Annotated in this window: 15 protein-coding genes and 1 tRNA gene; 8 read left to right on the plus strand and 8 right to left on the minus strand. The window is 53.7% G+C overall.

Features of this window, described 5'->3' with window-relative positions; genetic code table 11:
• Window positions 1-159: 159 nt before the first annotated feature.
• From F0Q32_RS09920 to pepA, 3 genes are all read right to left on the minus strand, one after another.
• Window positions 160-3,015, minus strand: coding sequence for a valine--tRNA ligase (locus F0Q32_RS09920; protein ID WP_149462929.1), 2,856 nt, complete (start codon window positions 3,013-3,015; stop codon window positions 160-162).
• Entirely contained in the window at window positions 3,015-3,458 is a 444-nt protein-coding gene (holC, locus tag F0Q32_RS09925; protein WP_108476199.1) for a DNA polymerase III subunit chi, read from the minus strand. The genes F0Q32_RS09920 and holC overlap by 1 nt, the downstream gene beginning before the upstream one ends.
• A gap of 163 nt (window positions 3,459-3,621) precedes the next feature.
• A complete protein-coding gene (gene pepA / locus F0Q32_RS09930; protein ID WP_015966101.1) occupies window positions 3,622-5,133 on the minus strand; it encodes a leucyl aminopeptidase in 1,512 nt (503 codons plus the stop codon).
• A 154-nt stretch (window positions 5,134-5,287) separates the two neighbouring features.
• Between pepA and F0Q32_RS26350 the strand changes: the two genes are divergently transcribed.
• From F0Q32_RS26350 to lptG, 3 genes are all read left to right on the plus strand, one after another.
• Window positions 5,288-5,338, plus strand: coding sequence for a hypothetical protein (locus F0Q32_RS26350; RefSeq protein WP_217448718.1), 51 nt, complete (start codon window positions 5,288-5,290; stop codon window positions 5,336-5,338).
• 63 nt (window positions 5,339-5,401) lie between these two features.
• Window positions 5,402-6,502, plus strand: coding sequence for an LPS export ABC transporter permease LptF (gene lptF, locus F0Q32_RS09935; RefSeq protein WP_149462930.1), 1,101 nt, complete (start codon window positions 5,402-5,404; stop codon window positions 6,500-6,502).
• On the plus strand, window positions 6,502-7,584 hold the full coding sequence (gene lptG, locus F0Q32_RS09940; RefSeq protein ID WP_149462931.1) for an LPS export ABC transporter permease LptG: 1,083 nt from the start codon (window positions 6,502-6,504) through the stop codon (window positions 7,582-7,584). Before lptF ends, lptG begins: the two co-directional genes overlap by 1 nt.
• Window positions 7,585-7,708: 124 nt before the next feature.
• Here lptG and F0Q32_RS09945 read toward each other — a convergent pair whose 3' ends face one another.
• A complete protein-coding gene (locus F0Q32_RS09945) occupies window positions 7,709-9,244 on the minus strand; it encodes a helicase HerA-like C-terminal domain-containing protein (protein WP_255475274.1) in 1,536 nt (511 codons plus the stop codon).
• A 102-nt stretch (window positions 9,245-9,346) separates the two neighbouring features.
• Between F0Q32_RS09945 and F0Q32_RS09950 the strand changes: the two genes are divergently transcribed.
• Window positions 9,347-10,987: a dihydroxyacetone kinase subunit DhaK gene (locus F0Q32_RS09950; protein ID WP_149462933.1), complete on the plus strand. Its 1,641-nt coding sequence runs from the start codon at window positions 9,347-9,349 to the stop codon at window positions 10,985-10,987.
• 37 nt (window positions 10,988-11,024) lie between these two features.
• Here F0Q32_RS09950 and F0Q32_RS09955 read toward each other — a convergent pair whose 3' ends face one another.
• Window positions 11,025-12,044 (minus strand): NAD(P)-dependent alcohol dehydrogenase, encoded by a 1,020-nt coding sequence (locus tag F0Q32_RS09955; protein WP_015966097.1) that lies wholly within the window; start codon window positions 12,042-12,044, stop codon window positions 11,025-11,027.
• Window positions 12,045-12,263: 219 nt separating this feature from the next.
• Here F0Q32_RS09955 and F0Q32_RS09960 point away from each other — a divergent pair.
• Window positions 12,264-12,348, plus strand: a tRNA-Leu gene (locus F0Q32_RS09960).
• 309 nt (window positions 12,349-12,657) lie between these two features.
• Here the strand turns inward: F0Q32_RS09960 and F0Q32_RS09965 are convergent.
• From F0Q32_RS09965 to F0Q32_RS09975, 3 genes are all read right to left on the minus strand, one after another.
• On the minus strand, window positions 12,658-12,978 hold the full coding sequence (locus tag F0Q32_RS09965) for a hypothetical protein (RefSeq protein ID WP_370516873.1): 321 nt from the start codon (window positions 12,976-12,978) through the stop codon (window positions 12,658-12,660).
• Window positions 12,979-12,996: 18 nt separating this feature from the next.
• Window positions 12,997-13,191 (minus strand): AlpA family transcriptional regulator, encoded by a 195-nt coding sequence (locus F0Q32_RS09970; protein ID WP_001561320.1) that lies wholly within the window; start codon window positions 13,189-13,191, stop codon window positions 12,997-12,999.
• Between the two features lie 138 nt (window positions 13,192-13,329).
• A complete protein-coding gene (locus F0Q32_RS09975) occupies window positions 13,330-14,220 on the minus strand; it encodes a hypothetical protein (protein WP_149462934.1) in 891 nt (296 codons plus the stop codon).
• 161 nt (window positions 14,221-14,381) lie between these two features.
• On the opposite strand from F0Q32_RS09975, the gene F0Q32_RS09980 reads away from it, so the two are divergent.
• The 3 genes from F0Q32_RS09980 (at window position 14,382) to F0Q32_RS09990 (ending at window position 20,122) form a co-directional block, all read left to right on the plus strand.
• Window positions 14,382-15,161 (plus strand): HNH endonuclease, encoded by a 780-nt coding sequence (locus tag F0Q32_RS09980; RefSeq protein ID WP_149462935.1) that lies wholly within the window; start codon window positions 14,382-14,384, stop codon window positions 15,159-15,161.
• Window positions 15,162-15,477: 316 nt separating this feature from the next.
• Window positions 15,478-18,993: an AAA domain-containing protein gene (locus F0Q32_RS09985; protein WP_149462936.1), complete on the plus strand. Its 3,516-nt coding sequence runs from the start codon at window positions 15,478-15,480 to the stop codon at window positions 18,991-18,993.
• Window positions 18,994-19,132: 139 nt separating this feature from the next.
• Complete coding sequence (locus F0Q32_RS09990; RefSeq protein ID WP_149463203.1) at window positions 19,133-20,122, plus strand: restriction endonuclease; 990 nt, start codon at window positions 19,133-19,135, stop codon at window positions 20,120-20,122.
• Window positions 20,123-20,128: the final 6 nt, after the last annotated feature.

The following is a 20,128-nucleotide window of genomic DNA, read 5'->3' on the forward strand; positions in this document are numbered from 1 at the left end:
ACTCGAAATAAATGATGACGGAGATATGCAGTTAATAACACCGCAGGGCAGGTGAGTGCAAGCGAGGATAATTCAGGAAGGAAAATCAGGCGGGTGCCTGAATGTAGGCCGGATAAGCAACGCGCCATCCGGCAAACAAACAGGCACAACCTCAAGGCATTACAGCGCGGCGATGACCGCCTGCTGTTCAATCAGCTTGGCTTTCGCTTCTGCGTAACCATCCAGCTTCTCACGCTCTTTGGCGATCACCGCTTCCGGTGCGCGCGCCACAAAGCCTTCGTTAGACAGTTTGCTTTCGATGCGGCTGATTTCACCTTCGATTTTCGCCACTTCTTTTGCCAGACGCGCCAGCTCATCGTCTTTGTTGATGAGGCCAGCCATCGGGATCAGCAGCTCTGCGCCGTCGATGATTTTGGTCACGGATACCGGGCCTTTGTCATCGGCTGGCAACACGGTGATGCTTTCCAGACGCGCCAGGTTCAGCAGGAAGCTACGGTTGTCATTTACACGACGCTGTGCATCTTGACTGCAACCGCGCAGCAGCAGTTCCAGCGGTTTGCCCGGCGCGATGTTCATTTCCGCACGAATATTACGTACGGCAACGATCGCCTGCTTCAGCCACTCGGTGTCGGCGAGCGCTGCTTCATCAACCTGAGACGCATCGTATTCCGGGAACGGCTGCAGCATGATGGTGTCGGCGGAGATACCGCAAATCACTTTCACACGCTGCCAGATGGTTTCGGTAATGAAAGGAATGATCGGATGCGCGAGGCGCAGCAGACCTTCCAGCACGGTTACCAGCGTGTTACGTGTACCGCGCAGTTCAGCCTCGGAACCCCCGGTCATCACTGGCTTGGTCAGCTCCAGATACCAGTCGCAGAACTGGTTCCAGGTGAATTCATACAGAATGCCCGCAGCGATATCGAAGCGGTAGCTATCCAGCGCTTCACGGTACGCTTTCACGGTCTGGTTGAATTCCGCCAGAATCCAGCGATCCGCCAGAGAGAGCGTCATTTCGCCGCCGTTGAAACCGCAATCTTGCTCTTCGGTGTTCAACAGCACAAAGCGGCTGGCGTTCCACAGTTTGTTGCAGAAGTTACGATAACCTTCCAGACGCTTCATATCCCAATTGATGTCGCGGCCGGTAGAGGCCAGCGCCGCCAGGGTGAAGCGCAGAGCGTCGGTGCCGTGCGGCTCAATGCCGTTCGGGAACTGTTTCTCGGTACGCTTACGGATTTTCTCCGCCATCTGCGGCTGCATCATGTTGCCGGTGCGTTTCTCCAGCAGGTCTTCCAGCGAAATACCGTCAACCATATCCAGCGGGTCAATCACGTTACCCTTGGATTTAGACATCTTCTGGCCTTCGTCATCACGAATCAGGCCGGTCATGTAGACGGTGTGGAACGGCACCTGCGGCTTGCCATCTTCATCTTTGATGAAGTGCATGGTCATCATGATCATGCGGGCAATCCAGAAGAAGATGATGTCGAAACCGGAAACCATCACGCTGGTCGGGTGGAACTGACGCAGAGCGTCGGTGTTTTCCGGCCAGCCGAGCGTGGAGAAGGTCCACAGCGCGGAGGAGAACCAGGTGTCGAGAACGTCTTCGTCCTGACGCAGCGCAACGTCCGCGCTCAGGTTATTTTCCTGGCGTACTTCGTCTTCATTACGACCAACATAGACGTTACCGTCGTTGTCATACCATGCCGGGATGCGGTGACCCCACCACAGTTGACGAGAGATACACCAGTCCTGAATATCGCGCATCCAGGAGAAGTACATGTTTTCGTACTGTTTCGGTACGAACTGAATGTCGCCGTTTTCAACCGCTTCAACCGCCGGTTTCGCCAGCACATCGGCACGCACGTACCACTGGTCGGTCAGCATCGGTTCGATAACCACGCCGCCACGGTCGCCGTAAGGAACGGTCAGGTCGTGCGGTTTAATCTCTTCGAGCAGGCCAAGGGCATCAACGGCGGCAACGATCGCTTTACGCGCGGCAAAACGCTCCAGTTTCTGGAACTCAACCGGGATCTCGTTGGAATAAACGTCAGATTCGTTACCTTTGGTGTCGTACACTTCCGCCGTTTCGCGAATATCGCCGTCAAAGGTCAGAATGTTGATCATCGGCAGCTGATGACGACGACCGACTTCATAGTCATTAAAGTCGTGCGCTGGCGTGATCTTCACGCAGCCGGTGCCTTTTTCCATGTCGGCGTGTTCATCGCCCACAATCGGAATTCGGCGGTTAACCAGCGGCAGGACAACGAATTTACCGATGAGATCTTTATAACGCGGATCTTCCGGGTTAACGGCCACGCCAGTATCGCCCAGCACGGTTTCCGGGCGGGTGGTGGCGACAACCAGATAATCTTTACCGTCTGCGGTTTTCGCGCCATCGGCCAGCGGATAGCGGATATGCCACATTGAGCCTTTGGACTCGCGGTTTTCCACTTCGAGGTCAGAGATGGCGGTACGCAGTTTCGGGTCCCAGTTTACCAGGCGTTTGCCACGGTAAATCAGGTCTTCTTTGTAGAGGCGCACGAAGACTTCTTTCACGGCATTGGAAAGGCCTTCATCCATGGTGAAGCGTTCGCGCTCCCAGTCCACGGAGTTGCCAAGACGGCGCATCTGACGGGTAATGGTGCCGCCGGATTCGGCTTTCCACTGCCAGATTTTGTCGATGAACGCATCGCGCCCATAGTCGTGACGGGTTTTACCTTCTTCAGCGGCAATTTTGCGCTCAACCACCATCTGGGTGGCGATACCGGCATGGTCGGTCCCCGCCTGCCAGAGGGTGTTTTTACCCTGCATGCGCTGGTAGCGGATCATGGTATCCATGATGGTTTGCTGGAAGGCGTGACCCATATGCAAACTGCCGGTGACGTTCGGCGGCGGGATCATGATGCAGAAACTTTCCTGGCTTTCATCGCCATTCGGTTTGAAATAGCCCTGCTTTTCCCAGTGCTCGTAAAGCGGCTGTTCGATATCGTTTGGGTTGTATGTCTTTTCCATTATTTCCAGGTTGCCGTGTTCAGGTTGAAACCAGCCACGCGGTAAGCTTTGTATCGTTCGCGCGCCAGTTGTTTAAGCGAATCTTCGTAAGGAACGAAGTCTATCACTTCTGTGAAAGCGGTGGCAAAATCTGCGAAATTGAGTCGCAGACTGATCAGTATATCGCGCGGGCTGCTGTTACGCTTTTGCGGCCAGGCAATCTCGACCGGCGCTCCACCCCGAGGGCCTTCACCCGCGAGATTATGCGGCACAAAGCTCTCCGCCGGGCGCGCCCACAGCGCTTCATCCAGGCGAATAGCCTGCTGCTCATCCTCACAGGCGATCAGCACGCGCTTACCGCTACGCCAACGTTCTGCGGCAACGTCGCACACCAGTTGCTCGACGGCGCTTAAGCCATCAACGGTGGTTTCGTTGTCCAGAAGATAGAACGTCGCATTCTTCATATATGGGGCTTCTTGTGGTGGATTTAAATGTATTGACCCCTCACCCTAACCCTCTCCCTAAGGGAGAGGGGACCATTCGAGCACGGTATTACATTACGGCGCTGGTTTTCTCCCTCTCCCCAGGGGAGAGGGCGGGTGAGGGGTTATTCCCTTAAGCCTTAATTTACTCTTCGCCGTTAAACCCGGCGCGGTTGAGCAGGAACTGCGACAGCAGCGCTACCGGGCGGCCCGTAGCGCCTTTAGCCTTGCCGGAGCGCCATGCGGTACCGGCGATATCCAGGTGCGCCCAGTTATACTTACGGGTAAAGCGCGACAGGAAGCAGCCAGCGGTAATCGCGCCGCCAGGACGGCCTCCGATGTTCGCCATATCCGCGAAGTTGGACTCCAGTTGATCCTGGAACTCATCCGCCAGCGGCAGACGCCATGCACGGTCGCCTGCTTGCTCAGACGCGCCAATCAGTTCATGCGCCAACGGGTTGTGATTCGACATCAGGCCGGTGATGTGATGGCCGAGGGCAATCACGCACGCGCCGGTCAGCGTCGCCACGTCAATAACCGCTTCCGGTTCGAAACGCTCAACGTAGGTTAACACGTCGCACAGCACCAGACGGCCTTCGGCGTCGGTGTTCAGCACTTCGACCGTTTGGCCGGACATCGTGGTCAGTACGTCGCCCGGGCGATACGCGCGCCCGCCAGGCATGTTTTCACAGCCTGCCAGCACGCCAACCACGTTAATCGGCAACTGAAGTTCCGCGACCATGCGCATCACGCCGTAGACTGCCGCTGCGCCGCACATGTCGTACTTCATCTCATCCATGCCTTCGGCAGGCTTGATGGAGATACCGCCGGAGTCGAAGGTCAACCCTTTACCGACCAGCACGATCGGGCGGGCGTCTTCGGAGGCGTTACCTTTATACTCAATCACCGACATCAGCGATTCGTTCTGCGAACCGTGGCCAACCGCCAGATAAGAGTGCATACCCAGCTCTTTCATCTGCTGCTCGCCAATTACGCGGGTTACCACGTTCTTGCTGTAGCTGTCTGCCAGCTGACGCGCCTGCGATGCCAGGTACGCGGCGTTACAGATGTTTGGCGGCATGTTGCCAAGGTCTTTTGCTGCTTTAATCCCGGCGGCAATGGCGAGGCCGTGCTGAATCGCACGCTCGCCGCTGGTCAGTTCACGGCGGGTTGGCACGTTGAAGACCATTTTGCGCAGCGGACGGCGAGGCTCAGTTTTATTGGTTTTCAGCTGATCGAAGCTGTACAGCGTCTCTTTTGCCGTTTCTACGGCCTGACGCACTTTCCAGTAGTTGTTGCGCCCTTTAACGTGCAGTTCGGTCAGGAAGCAAACGGCTTCCATTGACCCGGTATCATTCAGAGTGTTGATCGTTTTCTGGATGACCTGCTTATACTGACGCTCATCAAGCTCGCGTTCTTTACCGCAACCAATCAGCAAAATGCGCTCTGACAACACGTTCGGAACGTGATGCAGCAGCAGCGTCTGGCCGGGCTTACCTTCCAGTTCGCCGCGACGCAGCAGGGCGCTGATATAGCCGTCGCTGATTTTATCGAGCTGTTCGGCAATCGGGGAAAGACGGCGCGGTTCAAAAACGCCGACCACGATGCAGGCGCTCCGCTGTTTTTCCGGGCTACCGCTTTTTACACTGAACTCCATGGACTACGCTCCTGAATCTTAAAGACAACGGCGGTGGCTACAGTTAGAATTGCAAGCTTTCGTAACTCATTTCCGCTGTTGCGGTGACTTCGTGTTAATCTTAACGTTATTACGGTGTTGGCACGTCAGAACCGAGTCCTGAAACGTGAAACCGCTGAGTCATATAATCTTAGCGATGTTTTCGACGACTCAAGAGAATAAATGACGTTTAAGCCATGAAACAAGCTATTTTCCTGCAATAAGACGGGTTTTTACGGGCGTATTTATAGTGATAATCATAAGATATCTGGTGCGGGAGACGCTTAAAAGCCAGCTTGCGATCCTCTTCATCCTGCTTCTGATCTTCTTTTGTCAGAAACTGGTGAGGATCCTCGGCGCGGCGGTAGACGGCGAAATCCCGACAAATCTGGTGCTCTCATTACTGGGGCTGGGCGTGCCTGAAATGGCGCAATTGATCCTCCCCCTGAGCCTGTTCCTCGGCTTATTGATGACGCTGGGCAAACTCTACACCGAAAGTGAAATTACGGTGATGCACGCCTGCGGCCTCAGTAAAGCGGTGCTGATTAAAGCCGCCATGGTGCTGGCACTGTTCACCAGTATCATTGCCGCTGTGAATGTCATGTGGGCGGGGCCGTGGTCTTCTCGTCACCAGGATGAAGTGCTGGCGGAGGCAAAAGCTAACCCCGGCATGGCGGCGCTGGCGGCAGGCCAGTTCCAGCAGGCGACGAACGGCGACTCGGTGCTGTTTATTGAAAGCGTTGATGGCAGCAGCTTTAACGATGTCTTTTTGGCGCAATTGCGTCCCAAAGGCAACGCGCGTCCTTCCGTGGTGGTAGCCGATTCCGGCCACCTCTCGCAATTGAAAGACGGCTCTCAGGTGGTGACCTTAAACCAGGGTACCCGCTTTGAAGGCACTGCGATGCTGCGCGACTTCCGCATTACCGATTTTAAAGATTACCAGGCGATTGTCGGCCACCAGGCAGTGACGCTCGACCCGAACGACACCGATCAAATGGATATGCGCACGCTGTGGAATACCAACAATGACCGGGCCCGCGCCGAGTTCCACTGGCGTATTACGCTTATTCTGACGGTGGTTATTATGGCGCTGATGGTGGTTCCACTGAGCGTGGTTAACCCGCGTCAGGGCCGCGTGCTGTCGATGCTTCCGGCGATGCTGCTTTATCTGGTTTTCTTCCTGCTGCAAACCTCGCTCAAATCCAACGGCGGGAAGGGTAAGCTCGACCCGGCTATCTGGATGTGGGTGGTGAACCTGTCCTATCTGGCGCTGGCGATTGCGTTGAATCTGTGGGATACCATTCCGATGCGTCGCTTCCGCGCGCGTTTCTCGGCTAAAGGAGCGGTGTGATGCAGCCATTTGGTGTACTTGACCGCTATATCGGTAAAACCATCTTCACCACCATCATGATGACGCTGTTCATGCTGGTGTCGCTCTCTGGCATCATCAAGTTTGTCGACCAGCTAAAAAAAGCCGGGCAGGGGAGCTACGACGCGCTGGGCGCCGGGGTGTATACCCTGCTGAGCATGCCGAAAGATATTCAAATCTTCTTCCCGATGGCCGCTCTGCTGGGCGCGTTATTAGGCCTGGGGATGCTGGCGCAGCGCAGCGAGTTAGTGGTAATGCAGGCTTCCGGCTTTACGCGTATGCAGGTTGCGTTATCCGTTATGAAAACGGCTATTCCGCTGGTGCTGCTGACCATGGCGATGGGCGAATGGGTTGCCCCGCAGGGCGAACAGATGGCGCGTAACTACCGTGCGCAGGCGATGTATGGCGGCTCGCTGCTCTCAACCCAGCAGGGGATGTGGGCGAAAGATGGTCATAACTTTGTCTATATCGAACGGGTAAAAGGGAACGACGAACTGGGTGGTGTAAGCATTTACTCCTTCAACCCGGAAAAACGTCTGCAATCTGTTCGCTACGCGGCCTCCGCGAAATTTGACCCGGAAAACAAGGTGTGGCGCTTGTCGCAGGTAGATGAGTCTAACCTGACGGACAGCAAGCAAATCACCGGTGCGCAAACCGTTAGCGGCACCTGGAAAACCAATCTAACGCCAGACAAACTCGGCGTGGTGGCGTTAGACCCGGATGCGCTCTCAATCAGCGGCCTGCATAACTACGTGAAGTACCTGAAATCGAGCGGCCAGGATTCCGGCCGTTATCAGCTCAACATGTGGAGCAAAGTCTTCCAGCCGCTTTCTGTGGCAGTGATGATGCTGATGGCGCTGTCGTTCATCTTCGGCCCGTTGCGTAGCGTGGCGATGGGCGTGCGTGTCGTCACCGGTATCAGCTTTGGTTTTGTGTTCTACGTGCTGGACCAAATCTTTGGCCCGCTGACCCTGGTGTACGGCATCCCGCCAGTGATTGGCGCACTGCTGCCGAGCGCCAGCTTCTTCGTTATTAGCCTCTGGTTGATGATGCGAAAAGCGTAACGTTTTGAAAAAGGGAGCTTTCGCTCCCTTTTTTATGCCGGGGGCGCTGCGCTTGCCCGGCCTACGGTTAAGTACGATCTGTAGGCCTGATAAGCGAAGCGCCATCAGGCAATAACAGACCGCATTACCGCCGTCTTCCTCCGAGCAAACTCCCCAGCATCCCGCGCACAATCTGGTTGGTCACCTGCCGCACCGCGCTTTTCGCTGCTGTCTGCACGATGCCATCTTTCTTACCGCCGCGCGGCCCGGTTGTGCCGAACAAAATATCCTTCAGCCCGCCGAGAATACCGTCATCCACTTCGACGGCTTTGCCTTTTGCCGCAGGTGCATTAGCCTGCTCGGTGCTGGTCTGCACGCCTTTCTGCAACATCTCGAACGCTGATTCGCGGTCAACCGCATCCTCATACTTGCCATACAGCGGCGAGTTGTTAATCAGCCCGTTACGCTCATCGTCGGTAACCGGCCCCATGCGCGAGCAAGGTGCAATCACCATTGCGCGCTCGACCACCGACGGGCTGCCTTTGGCATCCAGGAACGAGATTAACGCCTCGCCAGTGCCCAGCTCCTGAATCGCTTTCTCCGTATCAAACGCCGGATTGGCGCGCATGGTCTGCGCCGCTGTTTTCACCGCTTTCTGATCTTTCGGCGTAAAGGCTCGCAGCGCATGCTGCACGCGGTTCCCTAACTGGCCGAGTACCGCATCCGGGATATCGGACGGATTCTGCGACACAAAATAGACGCCCACGCCCTTCGAGCGAATCAGGCGGATCACCTGCTCGATTTTATCCAGCAGCACCTGCGGCGCATCGTTAAACAGCAGGTGCGCCTCATCGAAGAAGAACACCAGCTTCGGTTTCTCCAGGTCACCCGCTTCCGGCAACTGCTCGTAAAGCTCGGAGAGCATCCACAGCAGGCTCGCCGCATAAAGCTTCGGCATCTGATAGAGCTTCTCGGCGCTGAGGATGTTAATCACCCCTTTGCCGCTGCTGTCGGTGCGCATCCAGTCTTTAATATCCAGCATCGGCTCACCGAAGAAGTGCTCGGCACCCTGCTGCTCCAGCGTCAGTAGCCCGCGCTGAATCGCCCCAACGGACGCGCTGCTGATATTGCCGTACTGATTCTGGAACGACTTCGCGTTATCGCCAATGTACTGGGTGATGGCGCGCAGATCTTTAAAGTCCAGTAGCAGCAGGCCCTGGTCGTCAGCGATGCGGAAGATAATGTTCAGCACGCCGGTTTGCACTTCATTCAGGTTCAGCAGACGCGCCAGCAGCAGTGGGCCGAGGTCAGATACCGTGGCACGTACCGGGTGGCCTTTCTCGGCAAAGATATCCCACACCACCACCGGATTCGCATGCGGCTCCCAGTCGGTGACGCCAATTTTGTTCAGGCGCTCCTGAAGCTTCTCTGATGCCTGGCCTGCCTGCGCCACGCCCGTCAGGTCACCTTTTACATCCGCCATAAACACCGGCACGCCAATCTCCGAGAACGACTCGGCCATCTTTTGCAGAGTGACGGTTTTCCCGGTACCGGTCGCCCCGGTGATCAGCCCATGACGGTTCGCCATACCGGGCAACAGGTGCAGCTCTTTATCCTGCGTGCGTGCAATTAGCAAAGGTGCGCTCATTGAATTATTCCTCCATTTATCTGCGTCGAGTATAGGCAAATTGCCGACAAAAGGCGGCAGGAAATTCCGCGCTTTGCGGCGCTTTATCCAGCGCGAACTATGCTTTGCATACGGTTTGCATTTTTTTGGAAGGTTATGTCCAGATTCTTTTATGACGATCGTAAACAGCTGGTCAACGATGCGATTGAAGGTTTAGTGTTATCCGCACCGCACGGCAACCTGATGCGGCTCGATATCGACCCGGCGATTCGGATTGTCGCGCGCAGCGACTGGGATAAAAGCCGGGTGGCGGTGATTTCCGGCGGTGGCTCGGGCCATGAACCCGCGCATGCCGGGTTCGTCGGCAAAGGCATGCTGACGGCAGCGGTGTGCGGCGACCTGTTTGCCTCGCCGAGTGTTGATGCGGTACTTAACGCCATTGTGGCGGTGACCGGCGACCGTGGTTGCCTGCTGATTGTCAAAAACTATACCGGCGACCGCCTCAACTTCGGCCTGGCGGCAGAGAAAGCCAAACGCTATGGTCTGAAGGTCGAGATGGTGATTGTCGCCGACGACATCGCGCTGCCGGATAACAAACAGCCGCGCGGCATCGCGGGCACTGCGCTGGTGCATAAAATTGCTGGTTATGCCGCTGAGCACGGTAAATCTCTCAGCGAAGTGCGTGACATCGCGCAACAGGCGAGCGACAGTGTTTTCAGCCTGGGCGTGGCAATGGAGAGCTGCAACCTGCCGGGCAGCGATGATGCAGAAGGGCGCATCAAGCCGGGGCAGGTTGAACTGGGGTTGGGTATTCACGGCGAACCGGGTGCATCGGTGGTAGAAAGCCACAACAGCAAAGCGCTCATCGACATGCTGGTTAAACCTCTCAAAGAACAGGTGGGTGACGCCCGCGTGGCGGTGCTGATCAACAACCTCGGCGGCGTCTCGGCGCTGGAGATGGCGCTGCTCACCAAAGAGCTGGCGCACTCGGCGCTACAGGAACAGATTGCCTGGCTGATTGGCCCGGCGCCGCTGGTGAGCTCGCTGGATATGAAAGGTTTCTCGCTCTCGGTATTAAAACTGACCCCGGAGTTTGAACGCGCTTTACAGGCAGATGTCGAGACGGTCGGCTGGTTAAAACCGGTCGCCTTCGCGCCGGTAAAAACCGTCAAACACAGCAAAGTGTACGACGCTCTGGAGATTCAGCCTTCCGACAACCCGGCGATTGCCGCACGTGTGAGGCAGATAACCCAGACGCTTATCCAGCTTGAGAACCGCCTGAACGCGCTGGATGCCAAAGTGGGCGACGGCGACACCGGCTCAACGTTTGCGTTGGGCGCGCGTGATATCGCTGAACTGCTCGACAAGGGTGAACTGCCGCTTAACAACGGCGCGCAGTTACTGCAACTGGTAGGCGACCGGCTGGCCACGGTGATGGGCGGCTCCAGCGGCGTGCTGATGTCCATCTTCTTTACCGCTGCCGGGCAATCACTCCAGCGCGACGACGCACTGCCGGATGCGCTGTTGAAAGGGCTGACGCAGATGAAACAGTACGGCGGAGCCGAACTCGGTGACCGCACGCTTATCGATGCCCTGCAACCCGCGCTGGAAGCCTTACGTGATAACGACCTACAGGCGGCCGCCCGCGCCGCACAAGCCGGTGCGGAGAAAACTGCGACTATGCAAAAAGCCGGCGCGGGGCGCGCGTCGTACGTAAACAGCCAGAACCTGGACGGCGTGACCGACCCGGGAGCGGTAGCGGTGGCAGAAGTCTTTGCCGCACTGGCAAAAGGCTAAACGAGAGAGCCGGCGGCAGAACGCCGCCGGAACAGCATTAAAAATCAGCCTTCAGCACCACACGGTAACGGGCTTTGCCGTCGCGCAGATGCTGCAACGCATCGTTGATTTTCGACATCGGGAACAGCTCGGTCGTCGGCGTCACGCCGCTACGTCCGGCGAACTTCATCAGCTTACGCAGCTCGGCCGGGTTACCCGTCGCCGAACCAGAAATGCTGCGGTCGCCGCCAATCAGCGTAAAGGCCGGCACCGGCAGCGGTTTCAGCACCGCGCCAACCGTATGGAAGTTACCGCCGTAAGCCAGCGCTTCGAAATACGGCTGCCAGTCGAGGTCAACGCTCACGGTGTTGATAATCAAGTCAAACTGGCCCGCCAGCGCTTTCAGTGCTTCCGGATCGCGGCTGTTCACCACGTTATCGGCACCCATCGCCCGTACTTCCTGCTCTTTTGATGGATTCGAACTAAACGCCGTCACTTCCGCACCCATCGCGCGCAGTAATTTAATAGCGATGTGCCCCAGCCCGCCAATACCAATGACCCCAACGCGGCTGGTGGCCGTCACATGGTGCATCAGCAGCGGTTTAAAGACGGTGATACCGCCGCACAGCAGCGGGCCTGCAGTTTCGATATCGATATTTTCCGGCAGTGGGATCACCCATTGCCAGTCTGCGCGTAGCTTATCGGCAAAGCCGCCGCGATTGAGAATGGTCGGTAGCGACCCTTCCGTACAGTTTATCTGATTGCCGCTGATGCAGGCATCGCAGTGCCCACAGCTGCGCGCCGTCCAGCCAATACCCACGCGCTGGCCCACTTTCAGGCCTTTATTCTGCGCAGCGCTACCCAGCGCCACCACATGACCAATCACCTCGTGACCCGCAACCAGCGGATACTGGGACATACCCCATTCGTTATCGATCATCGACAAATCGGAATGGCAGACCCCGCAGTAATCAACCTGAACTTCCACGTCTTCCGGCAGAAGTTCCCCCGCGTCGTACTCCCAGAGCTCCAGAGTATCGCCCGCATTTTTCGCGGCGTAGCTTTTGATGATGGACATCGTACTTCCCTCACTATGGTGTTGAATTGACAGTGTAGAGCAAGCGGCAGAGCGGTGCTTAGCGGAATGCGCCTGGAAAAGGGTTTGGGAGGGGGGCAGAGTGTGACCGGGTACGGAGAACGCTGATTTTTTCAACACTTAGCGCGCAGAACGCGCGGTGTCGCTTGCAAGGTGGCGTGCGACAGGTATAATCCACTCGTTTTCCGCATACCCTTCAGTGCCGAAGTGGCGAAATCGGTAGACGCAGTTGATTCAAAATCAACCGTAGAAATACGTGCCGGTTCGAGTCCGGCCTTCGGCACCAAGTGATGCAATAATTAGCTACCTAAGGGTAGCTTTTTTTGTGTCCATATTCGTCCATATCCGTCTGTAATTCAAAGATAATTTATTTTTCGCTAATAACCATGTTTATTTTGTGGTATTTCCGTGTTGGTCGTTTTTCATCCATTGACATTCACGCGATTTGGGGGGCAAAACGGGGCCTGATTTGGTTCGATGGAGGAGTGACCCCTAATGGCGCTTACTGATCTAGTCACATGTTATGCCGTTCGCTTTCGGCCAAATGGCCGATCAGGCACTGGACTTCGCCTTGCTGCGGTGACAGTGTTTCCGGTCATTGTCTGAATGGCCAGCAGACGCGGTGGTAACGCTCATCCTGTGTCTCCTGCCACAGTTCATTGAGGATGGCGAGGCGCGTATTCCCGCCGCTGGCGAGCATATATTTTTCATCACCGGGGCGACGGGTCAGTACCGGCGGGTTATCCAGCCCGCGGGCGAGAATTGACGCTTTCAGTACGTCATAGCCGGGGTTACGGGTGACGCGGGGATTGAGAGAGAGAACGGCTGGATTTGTTCCAGACTGACCTGGATCATTTCCTGTTCTCCGGTAGTGCTGGCACCGTGAAGCCAGCGGTTGAGCAGGTGTGAAGCGCACATAATCTTCCTCCGGCATTCAGACATCGCGGGTAAGTCGGATGCGCTGGTGGATCCACGCGTCCACCTCGCTTTCCAGCCAGGCGACGTGGCGGCTGTTGAGCCGGATGGACGGCGGAAACTGTTGCAGCTGTATTTGCCGGTAAATCCACGATTTACCGAAGCCGATTTTGTCTTCCACCTGGCGTAAGCGTAAAAATCTGTCGCTATTCATAACCATTCCTCCTGTGTCCAGATTCGTTCACATCAGCACGATGGGCGTGGTTATCAAAGCAGCAGCGTCCCTGCCAGGCAGTAAAAATCCTTATCTGGGTTAGTGAGAGTTGTTAGTTGAAAGGGTTAGTTGATCGCGTTACGGCGGTGCACCGCGCTGAAGGGCAGTTTTCAACGTCTCGGGGCTCAGCGGCAGGTGCATACCTTCCTCACGCGCCCAGCATTCGAAAATGTTCAGCAGCTTGTAGGGATGCTCCAGCATTTCATCGTCCAGTTGCGGGTTGTGCTTGCAGGCCAGCCACAGCAAACGGGAAAGCGCGGAGGTGATCCGCTCTTTTGATTCCGGCTGATGACGGGTCAGGAAGGCCTCGAGATGAGTGCGGCGGATAACGAACAGTGCGTCAGGGGGTAGCGTGTCCTGCAGGTAGCAGACGGACAAATTGAGACGGGATTTCAGGTCATTGCGGCCATTGCCATATAGCTGACCAATCAGCAGATGCAACTCTTCCTGGAGGTTGTTTTGCGTGGCGAGCAGTTCCAGTAAAAGCTCCCGCAACGATTTGCGGCAACAGAGCTGGTAGTAGCTGTCGTTTTCATCGCAGACCACGATGCCAATCTGGTTGCAGCAGTGGGTATCATTGGGGCAAGGATGATTCAGCGTCTGCGCCAGTTGCTGGTGGAGCAATAGACGTTCAAGGCCGATTAACGGCAAATTCCACAGATGGCTGATGGTCAGTTGCAGAGTCGGGTCGCGTCGGCATGGCGGCGAGTTGGCCATCACTTTGCGGTTGCCGGGTTTGTTGCACTGCGAAGGCGGAAAGGGCGGCTTGCTGAATCGGCAGGCAAAGCGGCAAGGGGGATTGAGTGGTCTCAGAAGTACAGGCGAGGGGAAGTAGACCGAGAGTGGCAGATCGCCGTGCAGGGCATGGCGGATCAGGTCGGCGGGCAGCAACGTGATGTTGTGCTGCCGGATGACTTCTGCGGCCTCGTCCAGCGTCAGCCACTCCTGGCGGATTTTGTGTGGGGGCATGGGGTTTTCCTTTTTGTGTTGTTGGTTGCGTGTAGTGCTTGTTAATGGTGAAAAACCGGTGTGCGATGTTTTTGCTAAAACAACTAACCTGATCAGTTTAGTTAACGATCTTTTCAGACATAATCTGGTGATGAATTACGCTGGAAAAACAGGATGTAACATTGAATAGCTCGGAAGACGATTTGCTTGAAGTGGCGTGGTATTTGTCGAAGTACGGTAAATCTCAACCACCTGTGGGACTGGGTGTTCAGAAATGGAAAGAGGCTTTTGCCTTGTTTTATCCTCGCTTTGGAGCGGGTAAAACCGCCAGCGAGTTTCACAATAGTCTGAAAAATAGTCGTGACCGTTTTGATTCCTGGCTTAGTGATGTGCGTGTTGGCTGGCGTGACGAGCAGGGCGCTCCTGCTGCGCTTTCTCATTCAGCGCAGCGTGTTCATCAGCGATTGAGTGTGCTTTCTGATAGTGCAATTGAGCAGCACGTTCTTTCGTTAATATCTTCTGATGGAGATGAACAGGCGCAACGTGACTGTTTTATTATTCAGCAGGATAAAAGTATTGAAGATACCGTACGCGAGCAGCTGATTGCGGCACGGCTGGGGCAGGGTACCTTTCGGAAAAATTGTCTCATGCTGTATCCGGCATGCCCTGTTACGGGAACGACTTTTGCGCCGTTACTGCGTGCCAGCCATATAAAGCCGTGGGCTGCCTGCGAGAATGGGAATGAGCGCCTTGATCCTTTTAATGGAATTATATTGGCTGCGCACATTGATATTTTATTCGATCAGGGGTGGATTTCGTTTGAGAACGATGGGCGTTTATTAATTAGTAAGGAGCTGGATATTAGTGTTAAAGAGCAATTTTTGTTGCCAGAGAAAATAAAGACGTTTTCTGTTGAATCGTATTGTTATCTGGAATGGCATCGGGAGAATTTACTGAGATAGTTAAGGTATAAACTATCTTCGATAGAGATATTTTCTGAACTTACAGGTTCCAATATTGCATTGAATGCTGTCCAGTAGGGCTCACCGGCTTCTGGATCGTGCTACGCAACCGGCAATCCTCTGCTGCTTCAGTTATAAAGCTTTTATGTGCCATGCAGCATGATATGGTCGTTTTCTGAACTCCGTATAACCCGAGTATTTGTATCGAAGCGTGAACAAAACATTGCAGCCAGCCTTTCAACGTGGACAATAGTTATCCATACGGTGATTTTATATTCGATAAATCAATGGATTTCATTGAGTCATAGGACTGGTAATGGATGAAAATGCTTTAGGGTTTGCCTCATACTGGCGCAACTCGCTGGCAGATGCTGAGTCAGGAAAGGGCAGTTTTGAACGGAAAGACGCCAAAAATTTCACTTACTGGCATGGGATAGCGGCGGGACGTCTTGACGAAGCGATCGTCGATAAATTTTTTGAAGGAGAAAAAGACGACGTCGAAACAGTCGATGTCATCTTGCGGCCAAAGGTTTATTTCCGGTTACTGCAGCATGGAAAGGACCGTTCCGCTGGTGCGCCTGATATTGTTACCCCGATAGTGACGCCAGCCCTGTTGAGCCGTGAAGGTTTTTTATATCCGACGCCAGCGACCTCCATTCCCAGAGACCTGCTTGAACCTTTGCCAAAAGGGGCATTTTCGATTGGTGAGATTGAGCAGTATGACAAATATAAAACGACACATACGTCATTCTCTATCAACTTTGATGACAGCGTTGATAAGACTGCCGAAACGGATGAAGAACGAGAAGCACGATATGCAGCCTGGCAGCAGGATTGGCGTCGATATCAGGATGATTCAGAGAGGCTACTGAAGAACGTTGTCGGCGACTGGATTAAAAATCCCGAACAATATGAACTCGCTGAGCACGGTTATATTGTTAAAACGGCGCAATCTGGCGGCGCCAGTTTCCATATCCTTTCGCTTTATGACCACCTGCTTGTTTGCAAAAAGGATGTGCCGCTCTTCAATCGTTTCGCCTCGCGGGAGGTTCATGCCGCAGAGTCTTTGCTCGCTCCAGAAGCAAAATTCAGCGACAGGCTTGGACACTCCGGGGATAAGTTCCCGCTGGCAAAGGCTCAGCGCGATGCCTTAAGCCATTTTCTGGATGCCAGGCATGGCGATATCCTTGCCGTTAACGGCCCTCCGGGAACCGGGAAAACCACGTTGGTGCTTTCTATCATCGCCACACAGTGGGCCAGAGCGGCTCTCGAAAAAGCAGAACCTCCGGTTATTATCGCGACTTCAACGAATAACCAGGCTGTAACGAACATTATCGAGGCGTTCGGGAAAGACTTTTCCCAGGGTACTGGTGCAATGGCCGGACGATGGTTGCCAGAGCTGAAAAGCTTCGGCGCTTATTTCCCCTCAAGCTCTCGTAAAGCCGAGGCTGCCAAAAAATACCAAACTGAAGATTTCTTCAACCAGGTTGAGTCAAAAGAGTATGTAGAGGATGCACTGCTGTTTTATCTGGAGAAAGCTAAGGCAGCCTTTCCTGAAAAAGATTGTTCATCCCCTGAAAAGGTCATTGAACTCCTGCATGGCCAGTTGGCAGAAAAATTCGAACAACTGGTAAGACTGAACGCAACATGGCAAACGTTAAGCCAGGTTCGGGAGGCGCGAGAGCTTATTGCTAACGACATTGAGCAATATCTCGCTAATTTAAATAAATTACTCTCCGGGCAAGAACAAAAAGTCACTCAGCTAAAGAGTGCTAAAGCGGAATGGAAAAAATATCGCGCCGGTGAATCGCTGATCTATTCATTATTTTCCTGGCTTCCAGCGGTTCGCAGTAAGCGGCAGTACCAAATACAACTGTTTCTCGAAGATAAATTAGGTGCGCTGATTGCGGGAAATCAGTGGTCTGATCCTGAAACCATCGAACGTAATATAGATGAACTGCTCAGCTCCGCTGAGCGCGAGCAAACAACATACCGGCAGCAGATTGACTCCGCCCATGAAATTGTTCTTAAAGAACAGCAGGCGGCTCAGGAATGGCAGAGGCTGGCACTTGATTTAGGGCATGAGGGCGACGAGGAGCTGAGCTTCTCACAGGCAGATGAACTGGCTGATACGCAGATTCGCTTCCCTGCATTCTTACTGACGACCCACTACTGGGAAGGTCGTTGGCTAATGGATATGGCGAAGATCGATGATCTGCAAAAAGAGAAGGGCAAGAAAGGAGCTAAAGGGGTAACCGCCCGCTGGCAACGCCGAATGAAACTCACACCATGCGTGGTCATGACTTGCTATATGCTGCCCGGCAATATGCAGATAAGTGAACACAAAGGGCAGCGTAAATTCGAGAAAAGCTATTTATATGACTTCGCCGATTTACTCATTGTCGATGAAGCCGGGCAGGTGCTTCCTGAAGTGGCTGCTGCCTCGTTTGCCTTAGCTAAAAAGGCATTGGTGATTGGTGATACGGAACAGATCCCGCCAATATGGAGTATTGCTCCCGCTATTGATATAGGTAACATGCTGGCAGAAAAAATTCTGTCAGGTAGTACGCAAGAAGAGATAACTGAGAAATATACGGCAATCGCAGAGCTTGGTAAAAGCGCTGCATCTGGCAGCGTTATGAAAATAGCGCAGTGTGCTTCACGCTATCAATATGATCCCGAACTGGCTCGTGGCATGTATTTATATGAACACCGCCGGTGTTTCGATAATATTATTGGATACTGTAATGCGCTCTGCTATCACGGTAAGTTGTTTCCTAAAAGAGGGCGTGATGAGAGCATTTTAATGCCCGCCATGGGTTATCTCCATATTGATGGTAAAGGAGAGCTGGCAAGTAGCGGAAGTCGATATAATTTGCTTGAGGCTGAAACGATAGCTGCCTGGCTGACAGATAACCAGCAAGATATTGAAGCGCATTACGGCAAATCGCTTCATGAGGTTGTTGGTATTGTGACGCCTTTTAGCGCGCAGGTATCGACCATCAAACAGGCGCTGGGTAAACAAGGCATCAGTACAGGCGCGAATGAAAAGTCGCTCACAGTGGGAACCGTGCATTCTCTTCAGGGCGCTGAAAGAGCGATTGTTATATTCTCGCCAGTCTATTCAAAACATGAGGATGGCGGGTTTATTGATAGCGATAACAGCATGCTGAACGTTGCAGTCTCCCGTGCGAAGGACAGTTTCCTGGTGTTCGGCGATATGGATCTATTTGAGATCCAGCCTCCCTCATCTCCGCGAGGATTGCTGGCAAAATATCTCTTTGAGTCAGAGAAGAATGCGCTCACTTTTGATTATAAAGAGCGTAAGGATTTAAAAACTTCCGAGACTAAAATCTATACCCTTCATGGTGTGGAGCAGCATGATAACTTCCTGAATCAAACGTTCGAAAATACCGGTAAACACATCACGATAGTTTCTCCGTGGCTAACCTGGCAAAAGTTGGAACAAACCGGTTTTCTTGATTCCATGATCGCGGCGTGTTCACGTGGTATTAATGTCACGATAGTCACTGACAGAAGCTACAACACTGAACATAATGATTTTGAGAAGCGAAAAGAGAAGCAGCAGAACCTTAAAGCGGCGCTGGAGAAACTGAATGCCCTTGGTATTGCGACAAAACTGGTCAATCGCGTTCATAGCAAAATTGTTATTGGTGATGATGGTTTGCTGTGCGTGGGATCGTTCAACTGGTTTAGCGCGACACGTGAAGCGCGATATGAACGATACGATACATCAATGGTTTATTGCGGTGATAACCTGAAGGGCGAGATTGAGGCAATTTATAATAGCCTTGAGAGGCGTCAGGTTTAGGATAGGAATTTGATTGGCCATCTTATCGACTGTTTTCCAGCGTAAGATGGCTGAATGGAATGACCATATCCTGGTAGACAGTTTCTGCCCGTACGGTGAGGCATTTTCAGAAGGAATTATTGTGGCGACTAAAATGTGGATGATCCGCGGCGATGGCGGAAAATTGTATGATGACTTCAGGGACAAACAGGTTGTTGCAATCGGCTGGTCGCAGCTCGCTCCCTATGTGAAACCGGGATGCTCAAGAGAGCAGTTGTTTACCCGGTATCAGGAGCTTGAGCCACAGACTAAGCCAGGCACAGTTCGTTCCGGTGCTTCCCAGGTCTGGCGCTTTGTGAATGAGATGCAGAAAGGTGACTGGGCTATCACTTATTCACCTTCTAATCGGACTTATTTGATAGGGAAAATCGCCTCAGATTTTGAGTTTCATGCCGAGTGGCTTGAAGATGGCATGGGCATTGCACGTAAAGTGAAGTGGAACGCGGAAGAGATTAAGCGCGATAGTCTGAGTGATGCAACCAGAAACACCCTTGGCTCAACGCTGACGGTTTTTCAGGTGCCTGATTTTGCCGTGAATGAATTAGTGCAGGGCAAAAAGCCTGTCTCAGATGTCGTGCCGGAAGTACCTGTTTCAGGTGAAGAGGATGAGGTTGTTTCTAATCCTCTGCGCGACATGGAAATGATCGCTTTTGAAGGCATCAAGGATCGTATCAACCGTCTCGACTGGGATGAGATGCAGAATCTGGTCGCAGGCGTGTTACGCAGCATGGGATATAAAACCCAGCTATCGCCTGCTGGTGCTGACCGTGGGAAAGATATCATTGCTTCCCCTGACGGTTTTGGCTTCGAAAATCCGCGTATTATAGTTGAGGTGAAGCACCGACGGGAACAGATGAGCAGCCAGCAAATCCGTAGCTTTATCGGTGGCCGTCATAAAGACGATCGCGGGCTGTATGTCAGCACCGGTGGATTCAGCAAGGATGCACGCTATGAGGCCGATCGTTCTACAATCCCGTTGACGCTATGGACGCTGGACGATTTGGTACGTGCGTTAGTGGAAAACTATGAGCAAGTGGATATTGAAACTAAGCTGTTGGTGCCACTTAAGAAAACGTATTTGCCTGCATGAATTTGC

Origin of the sequence: Pseudocitrobacter sp. 73 (assembly GCF_008369545.1) — a bacterium.
In the GTDB taxonomy this organism is placed as follows: Bacteria; Pseudomonadota; Gammaproteobacteria; order Enterobacterales; family Enterobacteriaceae; genus Pseudocitrobacter; species Pseudocitrobacter vendiensis.